Consider the following 14,071-nt stretch of genomic DNA (forward strand, 5'->3'; position numbering starts at 1 on the left):
GCGTTACTCTTAAAATAACCGTGACTTGATCGAACTTTTGAGTTGTTTGATCACCTTGATAGGAAAATTGATATGTGCAAACTGTGCACAAATCATTGGGATCGCATATGATAGATAACTTATTATACTGGATTTGTATAGATGAAATTGAGCCACTTCTCATCGCTTTAGCGGGAATAGCCATAGGCATATTTCTCGCGGCAATTCCAATGTTCAGGTATATTCAAAAACTAAGGACTAGGGTCTACCTTCTGAAAGATAAGCATGTCCTTTATAAAATCTTAATCGACAGTGCTGTTGAGTCTCGATGTTGGTGGCCCAAAAGTGGCGGTACTTTTGAGTGCTCTTACAACTTAATTGAACTATTAGGGCTGGACCCCGTTAATAAAATTTCCATACAAGATATTATCAATCAATTTGTTGCAGATGATGCTTATAAGTTGGATCAACAAATATCAATTCTAAAAGAATCAAGCGATCCTTTTGAATTGACACTCACCCTTGTTGAAACACGCTCGAAGATAAAAGTTGTTGGATACACATTCACAGAAAAAGAAGATCAATACTGTGTCTTAGCTTTTTCTGATGTCTCGGACGAGGATTTTCTTTTAGATCGACTGCACAGCAAGGTATCCGAACTTTATGAGGAACGTAATTTTTTACGAGACGCCCTTGATAACATTCCGATTGCAATTTGGGGGCGGAACAGTGACAAGAACCTATCCTATTGTAATCTTGTTTACAGTGGCGTACTAGACACAACAAGCACAGATGCTTTGGAAAATCAACGTGAGCTGATCGATCGCTCGCGCGCCTCAAGTCCCTATAATTTAGCCAATCGAGCCCTTTTAACAAAGCAACCTCAATCTAAACGAGTTCATGTTGTGATTGAGGGACAAAGGCGATTACTTGAACTTAGTGAAATTCCTCTTTCTGACAAAACAATCGGCTATGCCATGGATTATACCGATCAGGAAGAAGCTCATGCCATTCTCGCCAAACACGTTAGCGCTCACCAAGATATCCTTCACAATCTTTCAACACCAATTGTGGTTTATGGCACAGATAAAAGATTGGAATTCTTTAATAAGGCTTATGAAAAACTTTTTGATTTTGACGAAAAATTCCTTTATTCAAAACCAACATTTCATGAAATACTACAAGATTTGCGTGAACGGCGAAAATTGCCAGAGGTATCTGACTTTATTACCTATCGTAATTCGCAACTGGCTCTATTTAATACCCTATTAACACCAGTCCAAGAATTGGTGCATCTCCCTGATGGTCAGATTCTAAGAATGATGACCTCGCCTCACCCAATGGGTGGGTTATTATTCCTATTTGACGACGTGACCGACAAACTTGCCATGGAACGGCGTTACAATACATTAATAGCTGTTCAAAAAGAAACCCTTGATCATCTTTATGAAGGCATTATTGTCTTAGGAAGCGACAATCGATTAAGATTATCAAACTCAGCTGCAGCAAGTATCTGGCAGATTGAAGACATTGAGTTAGCCCCTGAACGACATGCTGGTGAAATCCTATACGAGATCCGTCACCGTTTCAATGGTTATACACAATGGGATAGTTTCCGCCAAAAGGCTTTGGAGTTATTTAATAAACGCCAACCTCAAATAGAACGTGTCATTTTAGCGGACAATTCTGTTATCCAAGTATCCTATGTTCCATTGCCAGATGGTTCTCATCTGCTAGGGTTTGTTGATGTTTCAGATCGCTGGCGTTTTGAAGAAGCATTAAAAGAACGTAACCAAGCTCTTGAACAAGCTGACAAATTTAAGTCTGACTTTATTTCCCATGTCTCGTATGAACTGCGCGCCCCATTAAACACAATCATCGGATTTACCGAAATTATGTTACAGCAATATTTTGGATCTCTGAATGAGCGACAGATCGATTACTGCGAAGGGATTAATGATTCATCACAACGATTACTATCATTAATTAACGATATCATTGACTTCGCTAGCGTCGAAGCCGGCCAACTAACATTAAAAATTCATCCGGTTGAACTTAACCCATTCCTCGACAGTCTAATCGCATTGATTTTTAATCGTTCTAATGACCATGGATTAGAAGTTGTTTATCGCAATAATACAAAAATAAAAAGATTCCTCGCTGATGAGCGACGTCTAAAACAATCTATTTTTAACCTCCTTATGAATGCAATTAAATATACGCCATCTGGTGGTTTGATTGAAATTATCGCAGATACTGAGGTTGACGAAGATGGGGACAACCTAATCTTTACCGTTCATGATAACGGAGTTGGCATATCGCAGGATCAACAACAGGAAATTCAAGAGCTTTTTGAATCAAAGAGAAACCGACTAAAAGGTCCCGGAATTGGTTTGCCCTTAGTAAAAAGCTTTATAGGGCTTCACGGGGGCACAGTTCACATTGAATCAGAAAGTAGTAAGGGCACAACCGTGACCTGTAAAATCCCCCTTTTAGAAGAACCCAAAATGGCTGAATTAAATTTGGGGACTGCTGCTGTGTCTGATGCGCCAAGTCAGTTGATTTAAACCTAAACTCCTATCAGATCTTTTCCGACACCCAAATAGCGGCGCGTGTTATGCCCTTAACGACAGAGGTTATGCTCTCATACAGCGGGGCATCGCGTCCGCCCTCTTGTTCGGCATGATCTTTGTGCTCCAGTTCTTCTTCGCGGAATTGGTGAACAATGGATTTTAACTCAGCTTCGGACTCATCTAATTTGGTCAACTGATCTTGATAATGATCTGCGATAACTTCTTCGACGGCTATGGTACAGGCATGCGCTGCCTTTTCCCCCATGAGGGCTGTGACAGCACCCATGGCAAAGCCACCAATGTGCCACAGCGGTTGCATTAGGGTTGGCTGGACACCGCGTTCAACACACATGTCATTAAATGTCTTCAGGTGAACTTCTTCTTGATTTAGCATGTGACGCAGCGTATCGCCAATGGATGAATTCCCCAGAACGGCCAGCTGCCCTGCATAGATCCGCGTTGCTCCGTATTCACCGGCCTGATCAACACGGATCATCGATTCGACCTGTTTAGATAGTTTAGGCGCGTTCAAATAACTTCTCCATGTCAGCTTTACTCAGTTTTATGAAAGTCGGGCGCCCATGATTGCATTGATTGGATGATGGGGTTTTCTCCATATCACGCAACAAAGCGTTCATTTCCTCAATATTTAGTTTGCGCCCTGCCCTAATGCTATTCTTACAAGCCTTATCCGCCAAAATATCATGCAGCGCAGCTTCAATCGTCGTTGTTGTCTCACGCTCAATGATTTCAGTCGCCAAGTCTACCATCAATTGCTTAATATTACACTTAATCAGCAAAGACGGCACTTCTCGAACCACAACGGCTTGATCGCCAAAGGATTCAACATTAAAACCGTATTGAGTGAGAGAGGGCAAAACAGTTTCTATCGCGTTATGTTGTGCTTGAGTCATTTCAATGATTGTCGGTATCAATAATGCCTGAGGCTTAACAATACCACTGGCCAAATCGGCTTTCATCCGCTCGTAAACTAATCGCTCATGGGCGGCATGCTGATCAACCAAGATCAAGGCATCTGATGATTGTGCTACAATATACGTCTCATGGATTTGGGCCTTAGCATATCCCAGTGGATGGTCTTCACGGATTTCTTCTTGAGCATGGACCATTTGCATCACCGATGCCATCTGTGACGGAGTTGGTGGAACATAGGACGGTTTATACTCTGAAAGCGGGGCATAAGACGACCGTGTTGGCATACTCAAACGAGGTTGTTGAGCTTGTATAATAGGGGCAGGCACGTCAGTTGGCGTAAAAGTACGCGGAAATGCTCGAACCACAGGATCAACAGGCCGACCAAAAGCCATAATAGCCTTGTCACCCAAGTGTGTGGATGTGCGGTTTGCCATAGAATTTAGCGCATCACGAACGGCTGCAATAATAAATCCGCGCATCAAGTTAGGATCACGGAAACGCACTTCAGCTTTGGCGGGATGAACATTAATATCCACATCTTCCGGATCACAATCCAAGAATAAACAAGTACACGGAAATCGATTACCAGCCAGCACATCCTGATAGGCAATTTTCAAGGCTGTTGAAAACAACTTATCCTTAACAGGCCGACCGTTTACGAATAAATATTGATCGGTGGAATTGCTGCGGTTATAGGTTGGAATACTAACCCATCCGGTTAGTTTTGATTCTTCACGGGCAAAGTTAACGTCAAGGGAGTTATCCTTAAAATCTTTACCCAGAATCGCATTGAGACGATCAACCCCCATCGTGAAGTTAATAACTGTTTTATCATCATGACGCAGCGTAAAATCCACCTGAGGATTCGCCAAGGCTTGACGATAAATGATATCGGTAATATGATTCAACTCACTTGTGGCGGTTTTTAAAAACTTAAGCCGAGCCGGTGTCGCATAAAACAAGTCACGAACCTCAACTTTGGTGCCGTGACTACCGGATGACGGTTCAACAGGATTTGTCTGCCCGCCCTCGACAACAATTTTCCAAGCATCACCATCTTGGGGACGGGACGTAATTGTCAGGCGGCTAACCGACCCAATGGATGGCAAGGCTTCTCCACGAAAACCAAGAGTTCGGATATTAAATAAGTCCCCATCCGGAATTTTAGAAGTCGCATGACGTTCAACTGATAAAGCTAAGTCATCAGGGCTCATTCCCCCGCCATTATCAGTAACGGAAATCAAAGTCTTTCCACCATCACGTACCACTACATCAATGCGAGTTGCTCCCGCGTCAATAGCATTCTCTACCAACTCTTTTATGGCTGAGGCTGGGCGTTCAATGACCTCACCCGCTGCGATTTGATTGATTAATGTTTGATCTAAAAATCTGACTACCATGACATTCCTTAATTTCTACCGCTCCTCGCAACATATCTCCCTCAAGGGAAGGGGCGTTAATGCAGGTCACTTTTTAAATTTTACTTTCTTACGTTTATCCTTAGCGGCAGACTTACGATCGCCGCCTTTTTCCTTTTTAAACGGAACATCTGGGATCAAGTTAAAGCTCAAGCTATTTGTCTGAACCTCTGCATCAACCAGTTGAGCGCGAACCTTTTGACCCAATTGATAAGATGCTTTGGTACGGCGCCCCACAAGTCGATGGTTTGCTTCGTCAAAGGTAAAATAATCCCAATTGAGTGTCCGCATAGGGACAAAGCCTTCGGCACCGGATGATTCAATTTCCACAAACAATCCGTGACGGTTAACACCAACAATAGCCACATCAAAATCTTGGCCAACCTTGCTTGAGACATAGGCAATGGTGTAGCGATCTGTTACTTCACGTTCTGCCGTCGCCGCACGTCGTTCTGTCTCAGACAAATGCTGACCGATTCCCTCAAGATCATCTGGGCGTTTATCATAGCCGCCGTCCCCAAGATCCAGAGCCGCAATCAGACTGCGATGAACAATTAGGTCTGAATAACGACGAATGGGTGAGGTAAAGTGGGCATATTGCCCTAAACTCAGTCCAAAGTGACCGACATTATTCGGGCTATATTGCGCTTGCGCCATAGATCTTAGAACAAGTTCACTGACGGTACGTGAATATGGACGCCCTTCTATCTGATGCAAAATATCATTATATTGAGCTGGAGTTGGTGCTGCCGATTTTGTTAATTGCAACTTATATTGTTTAAGGAACTGACGGAGATTAGCCACACGAACGGGATCCGGCTTATCGTGGACACGGAACATACACGGCCAGTTCTTAGCGATGAGTGTTTTAGCTGCACAAACGTTGGCTGCGATCATTAATTCTTCAATTAATTTATGCGCATCGTACCGTTCACGCAATTTTATGTCGATCATGCGTCCTTTTGCATCAAACACAATCTGGCGTTCGGGCATATCAAGATCCAAGGTTCCTCGTTGATTGCGGGCTTTTAACAAGCTTTTATAGACACCGTGCAAAGGGGTAATCACAGACTCGAGCAACGGTCCCGTTATTTTGTCAGGATTACCATCAATAGCTGCCTGTACCTGAGTGTATGTCAAACGTGCAACCGATCGCATTAACCCCCGTTTTACTCGATAGGACTTAATCTTACCATGGCTTGTGATAATCATCTCAATAGCCATACAAGCACGATCTTCATTGGGTCGCAAAGAACACATGTCATTTGACAACGCTTCTGGCAACATTGGCACAACGCGATCCGGGAAATATACGCTGTTGCCACGTTCCTTGGCTTCCCGATCCAATTCAGAACCCGGACGAACATAATAGGAAACATCAGCAATGGCCACAAGAGCCCGCCATCCGCCTTTGTTTCGCTCATCCACATCAGGTTCCGCCCAAACCGCATCATCAAAGTCTCGGGCATCTTCACCGTCAATTGTCACCAAGGGGATATCGCGAAAATCCGTACGTGCGCCCAAAGCTGGGATGCGCCCCTTCTCTGCTATATGAATCGCCTCGGGCGAAAAATGTGCCGGTATCCCGTGGTTATGGATTGCAATTTCAGAAAACATTCGCGGTTCATCAAATTTGCCCAGCACTTTGATAAACTGAAAATGGTTGCCATGGTCAACCGTGTATTGAACAATATCGCCTGCTTCTAAACCTTCAGCATCCTCAGCATTTACATGGACACCGGTAAAAGTGTCTTTACGGTTGATTGATGATATATGACCACCGCGGCGGTTAGGTTGAAAAATCCCCAAATGCTTTTTAGGGTCCTTCATCAAACGCTTAACAACGCTAACATGCCACTCATGATCCAGTTTTTTGACCACTCTGACAACAATTCGCGAGGTTAAACCAAGAGCCGTTGCACCTTGCATATGTGACTTTCGCATATCAACAATGCGTAACACGGGGATATCTTCTCCTTTTGGCCAATCAAGAGGTGCCGCGAGCAAGCAGCCATCTTCATCCACATCCACAATCTCTGCTGACATGAGCCCCTTGCCCAGTTTTTGATTCGATGCACTCACAAGCTTACGACGACGCCCTTTAATCAAATTTCCTTCGCCTTGAAGGTCCTTAAGAATCTCCTTTAAAGCCATACGATCAGCGCCTTTAAGCTTTAATTGTTTGGCTATTTCATTTTTTGACAGGGGATGGTCACTGTTGTTAATAAGGTTAACAACCCAGTCTTTAAGCTGATCTCGTGTACTATCTTTGTGCATAACCGATTCCTTTTATCCTTAACCTGAATTCGACGTAAGAAGCACCTCTCTCATAAGGAGAGATATGCGAGATTCCAACATTTGCAAAGCATATTAACAAGCTTAATATGACACTTTTTATGTTTTTAGAGCAAATTCACGTTATCTACAGAGTAACACGCTATTACCAGAACAACAATGAATAAGGATTTTTCTCTTGAAATTCTGAACGCAAGACATCATCTTATTTTTTTAGGAGTTTTCTATGCTTGTTAAGATTTTTTACCTAATTTCAATGCTATTTGGGTCTGATGTTCCTGTTGATGATTCTGTTTTAAATCAAGAATCCTTATTAAAGGAAGCGTCCCCTAAATTTAATAGATACGATGAAATAGACCTGTCATCCCGTTTAGATTTGTCGATCTTTGAAATTACTGATCCTGATGAATTCTCCATCTTTCTAACTGATCTTAGCCATCATGAAAATTACATATCTTTTATGGAAAATGCCACAGTACTTGATGAAATAGGTAAAGAAGTCTCAGATGAGTTACGATATCATATTCTTTTACAGTGGGCCCAAAACAACAAGCAGCCGACCGTTGATCGTCAAGGATATTTCCCAATTCTATCAACCCTAGCAATCCAAAATGTCTATATCCCTCTGGCTCGATTATTAAACCAAGCATTCCGTTTAGGCACATCGTCACGCGCTTGCCTTTTGGATATCTGCCTAACATCTCTACAGAATTATATGAGCATAATGGTTTATAACACCAACCCATACGATAGCAAAACATCAATAAAGCGATACCATGTTGACAGATTTCCTTATGACAAAGTCACTCTTGAAAAAGTAGCTGAACTAGAAGAAAAACTATCTTCTAAACCTGTTACCAAAGAAACAGAAGCTACTATTAGGTTTACGGATGAACCCAAAGTAATCCTTATTGATCCTAACAAGGGTTTCAACATCTATTTACGTAAATTAACTAAGAAGAACGAAGCAATAAACCAATTCTGCATTAACATCTTGATAAATGACTTAACTCTCTTCTCCTCATACAAAGACAAAAAACAAGCTTTAAATGCCTTACATACCAAATATGCAATCCTTTATGATTTTGCTTTTGACTCTGACTATTCCAGCAAAATTATGAGTGCCATATTGTTTACAGATAACACAATCAGCACTATGGATACCCTAAGACCCTTTTTTGATATCGTTTGGGAGAATTATCAAGCTGAGGTTGAGGATTTTACACAAGACGATGTAGAAAGCAAGTTCTTTCCCGCATTGTATCTTGAATTTTGTAAGGTTCACCCACCATGCACAGCCTTGGGGCAACGCACCCTGAGACGAACAAAGAGTGTTATGGATAACCTTGGGGAACTTGAGGACGAAGACTATAACAACCTGCCCTCACAGGATCAATATTCCCCTATGCCTGATGATGAAGATGAACCAGATGACGATGGTTTTATTGGCGCCGCAAGACAGCATGCCGCTTCTTCCCCGCAGAAACCTTTAGTGATCCCTCTGATAAGTGTGAATGGTCAATTACAAGATTTGGATCAGTTATAGGCTGATCATTAAGTTTGGCGCCATTGCCTTGGATCAAGCGTCGGGCTTCTCCTTTTGAGGTCGCTAAATTCAAGCGAACCATGACATCGAGCACAGGGATCCCGGCTGCGAGCTCACTTTCAGGCACATCAATTGTTGGTAGGCTTGACAAGTCTCCGCCACTGCCCTGCTCAAAAAGCTGCGTAATCGTTGCGTGGATTTGCGGTAGAACATCCGCCCCATGCGCCAAAGTTGTCGCAGCATCTGCTAAAACTTTTTTCGCATGATTAATCTCAGCACCCTCTAACTTTTCAAGCTTTTCAATCTCTGAAAGTTCAAGTTCAGTAAACAGGCGCAAATAACGCCCCACATCCGCATCCTCAGTATTTCGCCAGAATTGCCAGTAATCATAGGCTGGGAGTCGATCTTCATTCAACCATATGGCACCATTAGCAGTCTTGCCCATCTTAGCACCGCTTGCTGTTGTAATAAGTGGGGACGTTAGGCCAAAAACTTCCTTTTCATCAACACGACGCGTCAATTCAATGCCATTAACAATATTACCCCATTGATCAGAGCCCCCCATTTGTAGGCGGCATTTATAGCGTCGTTGAAGTTCCATAAAATCATAGGCTTGCAAAATCATATAATTGAACTCAAGGAACGACAAAGATTGTTCCCGTTCAAGACGAAGCTTAACGCTATCAAAAGTCAGCATACGGTTGATGGAAAAATGACGACCATAATCCCTTAAGAAGGCGATATAGTTTATCCCTTTTAGCCAGTCATCATTATTAACCATTACAGCATCAGTTTGCCCGTCGCCAAACATTAAAAACTTGGCAAACACCTTACTAATCCCGGCAATATTGTCGTTGATCGCACCTTCTGTAATCAGGCTGCGGGCTTCGTCCTTGCCTGACGGATCCCCTACTTTTGAAGTCCCCCCGCCCATCAAAACAATGGGTTTGTGCCCACACTTTTGCAACCAACGCAACATCATAATTTGCACCAGACTTCCCACATGCAAACTATTAGCCGTCGCATCAAATCCAATATAGGCAGAGATTGACTCCTTAGCCATAAGATTATCTAAGGCATCCATATCGGTGGATTGATGAATAAAACCGCGGGACTTGAGTATTGATAAGAATTCTGATTTCATAGGTATAAGCTGTAATAATTTATCTTATTCATTTTGTAACATAAATATACTAGGAAGCCAAATGGAACCAATCTGGGCAATGGGATTAATGAGCGGAACATCGTTAGACGGTGTTGATGCAGCCCTTATTTTGACTGATGGCATAACCGTTTACGATACAGCTGAAAGTATTTACATCCCATACCCGAGCAACTTTCAAGACAGGCTTAGATCCGTATTAGGTAAAGAGACTGCTTCCCCAAGCCTGATTCAGGAATCAACGCAGTTCCATATTCAGGCGATCCGTGAACTCTTATATGAAACAAAGCATAAGGTTGAATTAATTGGTTATCATGGCCAAACCATTTACCACGCTCCACCAAAGACCGTGCAAATAGGTAATGCGCAGACAATATTTGATGAAGTTAACGTTCCTGTTGTCTATGATTTTCGCACTCAAGATTGCCTTAATGATGGTCAAGGCGCACCTCTTGTTCCTATTTTCCATAAGGCATTAGTTCAGAACTTGCACGAACCAACGGTTGTTATTAACATCGGCGGCGTCGCCAATCTAACTTACATCGATGATGACACATTAATTGCCGGTGATATTGGGCCTGGAAATGCCCTGATTAACGATGTTATGGTTCGGGATTTTGCTAAACCCTATGATGAAAATGGGGTGTTAGCTGCCGCCAATCCAGTCAATCAATCGGCCTTAGATTTATGGTTAAGAGATCCATACTTTGATAGAATCTTTCCAAAATCACTAGATCGTGATCATTTTTCATCTTTCAAAAATGTCCTCTCCGGTGGCGAAGCCGTGGCCACGTTAACTGAACTTACAATTCAGAGCATCCTCAATAGTTTTTCACGATTGCCTAAAAAACCCAAATATGTTTATCTGTGTGGTGGCGGAGCAAAAAATCAAACAATTGCTTCGGGTTTGATGCCTTGTATTACCCTGAAAGATTCTGACATGATCGAAGCTCAAGCCTTTGCTTATTTGGCTGTACGTGTATTGCGCGGACTCCCAACATCGTTTCCCACAACGACAGGATGCACAGCACCAACCTGTGGCGGGAAAATCACCTCTCCCCTTGAGGGGGGGGCGGGACATTCCTCTTGATGCTTATTTTTCATGGTTGCTATAAACTATATCTTAAACATTTATGACTACCCTATAAGCAAATAGTTATGAGTTCAGAGGTTCAGGATGAATTTTAAAAGCATAATTCTTATAGCAATAATGGTAATTAATGTTTTTGCTGACGAAAAAGACTTAAAATCATATATTGAGTCACAGAAGAATCTTAGATCCGACACCAAAGAATTTTATAAAAACCATGATTATGTTGCCGTTTGGTACCCAAAGGGCGAGGAAAGCATTGCCGCAAAAACAGCCAAGACTATTCTACAAACAACAGATACAGAAGGATTAAAGCCGTCTGACTATAAAGACGGTTGGAAAGTTGATTATAAAACGGACTGGAAAGATGCTGAAGTTAAGTTAACCGATGCGTTTTTAAAATTTATTGATGACGTCCGCGTCGGACGAATTCCTGCAAAAGATACAGCCCGTACAATTAAGCTGACCTCTCCAAAAACAAAACCTGCTGAATATTTGGCGAATGCCCTTAAAAACCCGGCAAACAATTTTGTATCGCTCACAAAAATGGCACCTGAAGTTGAGGCTTATCAGAACCTCAAAGTTCTATTAGCCCAATTTAGAAAAATGCAAGCCGACTGGGGAACATTACCGCGTATTGCAAAAACCAAGGTCAAGCGAGGACAAAAAGACAAAAATATCCCGGGACTGAAAAAAATCCTTGCTGCTCAAGGATACTATAAAGGTAGTGACTACAGCGAAACTTATAATCAAGAAGCCTTTGATGCGCTTGTTGACTTCCAACGGCACAACAACCTTACGGCCGATGGTGTCATTGGTACCGATACAACCAAAGAATTAAACACAACACTGCAACAACGCATCAATCAAATTATCATTAACATGGAACGTTTACGCTGGTTCCCCGATGATATGGGAGATAAATACATTATCGTCAACGTTGGCGGATATGAAATTTGGGCCGTGAAAAACGATAAGATCGACATTCGCATGCGCGCTATTGTCGGACAGGTCGGTCGAAAAACCCCTCTATTCTACGCCCCCCTCAAAAACATTATTATTAACCCATCATGGGGTGTGCCAAAAAGCATTCTAATTCGGGACAAACTGCCAAAACTGATGGATGACCCAAGTTATGCTGAACGGGCCGGCTTTACCGTCACGGATAGTTCCGGTCGCAAGCTTGATCCGTATCATGTGGACTGGGAAAGTGTTGGATCTAGCATTAATCTGCGCCAGAAACCAGGATTTCAAAATGCACTCGGTCGGATTAAGCTAAATATCGATAACCCATATACAATTTATCTGCACGGAACACCAACCGAAAAACTTTTTGACAAGCCACGTCGTAATTTCTCTTCAGGTTGTATCCGCATGCAAAACCCAAATCAAATTGCTGCTTGGGTTTTACAAGACGAAAATGGCTGGACTGAGGATAAGATTCAACGAGAAATTAACTCTGGCAAAACGATTACCGTTAATGTAAAAAAACATATACCGGTTTACTTTACCTATCAAACCGTCTGGATGTCCGATGACGGCCGCCCTCACTTTAGCCCCGATGCCTATAACATGGATCCCAACCTTATCAAACTTCTGGGATTAAGCGATACCCCAAAAACAGAAGAGGCGGCTAATTACAGCCGCATCCGCTATGGTTAAGGCTTAATTGTCTTAACCTTAAAGTCTTTCTTCAGCATTTCTAACTGAACAATACGATCTGTACCAATTTTCTGACGATGTGGCCCTGGCGATGCGTAACGTCCAAACACCCAAATCCCAACAGCATTAACATCAGAAGGGTCAACCGGCAAAGGATCATTCTTTTGACCCGGAACAATCTCGGCGCTAAAGACTTCAAATTGTCCTGCATGATCGGCTTGGAGATTAGCTTCTTGATCAAAGTATTGAGCTGCAGTCAGTTTGCCCATTTTTTTGTATAGGTCGGCATCATGAACGATTACTACCTTAACGGATACAGGTGCATTTTCATTCATGTTTTGCGCAACATTAAATTGGACTTCTTGTAACCACACTTTTGCCACAGACAAAGATGCGGCAGATGTCACTGCATCAGGCGTACAACTCGCCATAATAACAGTTGCAGATAACACACTTAAGAAATGTCTCATCGTAATAATCCCTCGATCAATTTTGCTAATGTTAAATCTTTAATTGTAACGCCATTGGCGTCATGGGTCGTCAACGTTATATCTACCCTATTATAGACATTAAACCACTCCGGATGATGATTATGCTGCTCTGCCAGTAAAGCAACTCGAGTCATAAAGGAGAAAGCCTCAGAAAAATTCTTAAATTTAAATTTTTTGCGAATTGCCATTCCATCATCTGTCAGCAGCCAGCCATCTAGAGATTCAAGCTCAACAGGCAAGCGGTTTTTTTCAATAATATCGACCATTTATTAACCTTTGTCCTCTAAACTTAACCTTAAGTACAAGATTGCACTGTTTTTTAAACAAATTCAAGAGGGAGAGCCAGATGACTGGCAAGAAAACAAAACTAAGAGTTGTTGGTGGGCGAAATACAATGGCTGAGATGCCTGATTTGGCCGACCTCTATACATTGGCCTACAAAACACTATCCTCCCTGCCAGAGAAGTTTAAGCCATTCGTCAAAAACCTATTGGTTCGCATTGAAAATTTCGCAGATGATGATACGATCAAAAACCTACGCCTTAATGATAAATACGATTTGCTTGGCCTTTATCGTGGCGTTCCCTTACCCCTCAAAGCTACGCCCAATTCCAGCAACCTTCCCGATATAATCTATTTATATCGCTGCCCATTAATTAAATATGCTAGTGAAAACAGCGAAAAAATCGAAGAAATTGTCCACCACGTCATGATCCACGAGATTGGTCATCACTTTGGTTACTCAGATAATGATACGGATTGGATAAATTGTTTTGAAGATGGTGGTCGCAACAGGGATTGAACCTGTGACCCCTACGATGTCAACGTAGTGCTCTACCGCTGAGCTATGCGACCAAAGATGTGTTATTTATGACATATCCTGAACGTCGATTTCAAGATAAATTTACACGGTTTCGCA

At 42.3% G+C, this 14,071-nt stretch carries 11 protein-coding genes and 1 tRNA gene; 5 read left to right on the forward strand and 7 right to left on the reverse strand.

What is annotated here, in order from left to right:
• Nucleotides 1–107: 107 nt before the first annotated feature.
• A complete protein-coding gene (locus tag KF820_07145) occupies nt 108–2,546 on the forward strand; it encodes a PAS-domain containing protein (protein ID MBX3458114.1) in 2,439 nt (812 codons plus the stop codon).
• A gap of 13 nt (nt 2,547–2,559) precedes the next feature.
• Here KF820_07145 and KF820_07150 read toward each other — a convergent pair whose 3' ends face one another.
• From KF820_07150 to rnr, 3 genes are all read right to left on the reverse strand, one after another.
• Nucleotides 2,560–3,084, reverse strand: coding sequence for a demethoxyubiquinone hydroxylase family protein (locus tag KF820_07150; protein ID MBX3458115.1), 525 nt, complete (start codon nt 3,082–3,084; stop codon nt 2,560–2,562).
• Nucleotides 3,071–4,888, reverse strand: a complete 1,818-nt coding sequence (gene mutL, locus KF820_07155) for a DNA mismatch repair endonuclease MutL (GenBank protein MBX3458116.1) — start codon at nt 4,886–4,888, stop codon at nt 3,071–3,073. The genes KF820_07150 and mutL overlap by 14 nt, the downstream gene beginning before the upstream one ends.
• Before the next feature lie 66 nt (nt 4,889–4,954).
• Complete coding sequence (gene rnr, locus KF820_07160; protein MBX3458117.1) at nt 4,955–7,183, reverse strand: ribonuclease R; 2,229 nt, start codon at nt 7,181–7,183, stop codon at nt 4,955–4,957.
• Nucleotides 7,184–7,427: 244 nt separating this feature from the next.
• On the opposite strand from rnr, the gene KF820_07165 reads away from it, so the two are divergent.
• Entirely contained in the window at nt 7,428–8,747 is a 1,320-nt protein-coding gene (locus tag KF820_07165) for a hypothetical protein (GenBank protein MBX3458118.1), read from the forward strand.
• On the opposite strand, the gene KF820_07170 is transcribed toward KF820_07165, so the two are convergent.
• Nucleotides 8,644–9,891 (reverse strand): tyrosine--tRNA ligase, encoded by a 1,248-nt coding sequence (locus KF820_07170; GenBank protein ID MBX3458119.1) that lies wholly within the window; start codon nt 9,889–9,891, stop codon nt 8,644–8,646. The genes KF820_07165 and KF820_07170 overlap by 104 nt on opposite strands.
• A 61-nt stretch (nt 9,892–9,952) precedes the next feature.
• On the opposite strand from KF820_07170, the gene KF820_07175 reads away from it, so the two are divergent.
• Nucleotides 9,953–10,999, forward strand: a complete 1,047-nt coding sequence (locus tag KF820_07175) for an anhydro-N-acetylmuramic acid kinase (GenBank protein MBX3458120.1) — start codon at nt 9,953–9,955, stop codon at nt 10,997–10,999.
• 87 nt (nt 11,000–11,086) lie between these two features.
• A complete protein-coding gene (locus KF820_07180; GenBank protein MBX3458121.1) occupies nt 11,087–12,661 on the forward strand; it encodes a L,D-transpeptidase family protein in 1,575 nt (524 codons plus the stop codon).
• On the opposite strand, the gene KF820_07185 is transcribed toward KF820_07180, so the two are convergent.
• Nucleotides 12,658–13,131: a hypothetical protein gene (locus KF820_07185; GenBank protein MBX3458122.1), complete on the reverse strand. Its 474-nt coding sequence runs from the start codon at nt 13,129–13,131 to the stop codon at nt 12,658–12,660. The two genes, KF820_07180 and KF820_07185, sit on opposite strands and share 4 nt — an antisense overlap.
• Nucleotides 13,128–13,418, reverse strand: coding sequence for a 4a-hydroxytetrahydrobiopterin dehydratase (locus KF820_07190; GenBank protein MBX3458123.1), 291 nt, complete (start codon nt 13,416–13,418; stop codon nt 13,128–13,130). The genes KF820_07185 and KF820_07190 overlap by 4 nt, the downstream gene beginning before the upstream one ends.
• Nucleotides 13,419–13,498: 80 nt before the next feature.
• Here KF820_07190 and KF820_07195 point away from each other — a divergent pair, with 80 nt between their 5' ends.
• Nucleotides 13,499–13,954 carry a metallopeptidase family protein gene (locus KF820_07195; protein MBX3458124.1) on the forward strand — a complete coding sequence of 152 codons (456 nt, stop codon included), beginning with the start codon at nt 13,499–13,501 and terminating at the stop codon, nt 13,952–13,954.
• Here the strand turns inward: KF820_07195 and KF820_07200 are convergent.
• Nucleotides 13,933–14,007, reverse strand: a tRNA-Val gene (locus KF820_07200). The genes KF820_07195 and KF820_07200 overlap by 22 nt on opposite strands.
• Nucleotides 14,008–14,071 lie beyond the last annotated feature (64 nt).

It is taken from the genome of Candidatus Paracaedibacteraceae bacterium (assembly GCA_019636055.1).
GTDB lineage: Bacteria > Pseudomonadota > Alphaproteobacteria > Paracaedibacterales > Paracaedibacteraceae > Paracaedibacter.

Excerpts from the sequence above, each read along its gene's own strand:
- KF820_07145 (MBX3458114.1), top strand. The coding sequence starts at position 108 with ATGATAGATAACTTATTATACTGGATTTGTATAGATGAAATTGAGCCA.
- mutL (MBX3458116.1), bottom strand. The coding sequence starts at position 4,888 with ATGGTAGTCAGATTTTTAGATCAAACATTAATCAATCAAATCGCAGCG.
- rnr (MBX3458117.1), bottom strand. The coding sequence starts at position 7,183 with ATGCACAAAGATAGTACACGAGATCAGCTTAAAGACTGGGTTGTTAAC.
- KF820_07165 (MBX3458118.1), top strand. The coding sequence starts at position 7,428 with ATGCTTGTTAAGATTTTTTACCTAATTTCAATGCTATTTGGGTCTGAT.
- KF820_07170 (MBX3458119.1), bottom strand. The coding sequence starts at position 9,891 with ATGAAATCAGAATTCTTATCAATACTCAAGTCCCGCGGTTTTATTCAT.
- KF820_07175 (MBX3458120.1), top strand. The coding sequence starts at position 9,953 with ATGGAACCAATCTGGGCAATGGGATTAATGAGCGGAACATCGTTAGAC.
- KF820_07180 (MBX3458121.1), top strand. The coding sequence starts at position 11,087 with ATGAATTTTAAAAGCATAATTCTTATAGCAATAATGGTAATTAATGTT.
- KF820_07185 (MBX3458122.1), bottom strand. The coding sequence starts at position 13,131 with ATGAGACATTTCTTAAGTGTGTTATCTGCAACTGTTATTATGGCGAGT.
- KF820_07190 (MBX3458123.1), bottom strand. The coding sequence starts at position 13,418 with ATGGTCGATATTATTGAAAAAAACCGCTTGCCTGTTGAGCTTGAATCT.
- KF820_07195 (MBX3458124.1), top strand. The coding sequence starts at position 13,499 with ATGACTGGCAAGAAAACAAAACTAAGAGTTGTTGGTGGGCGAAATACA.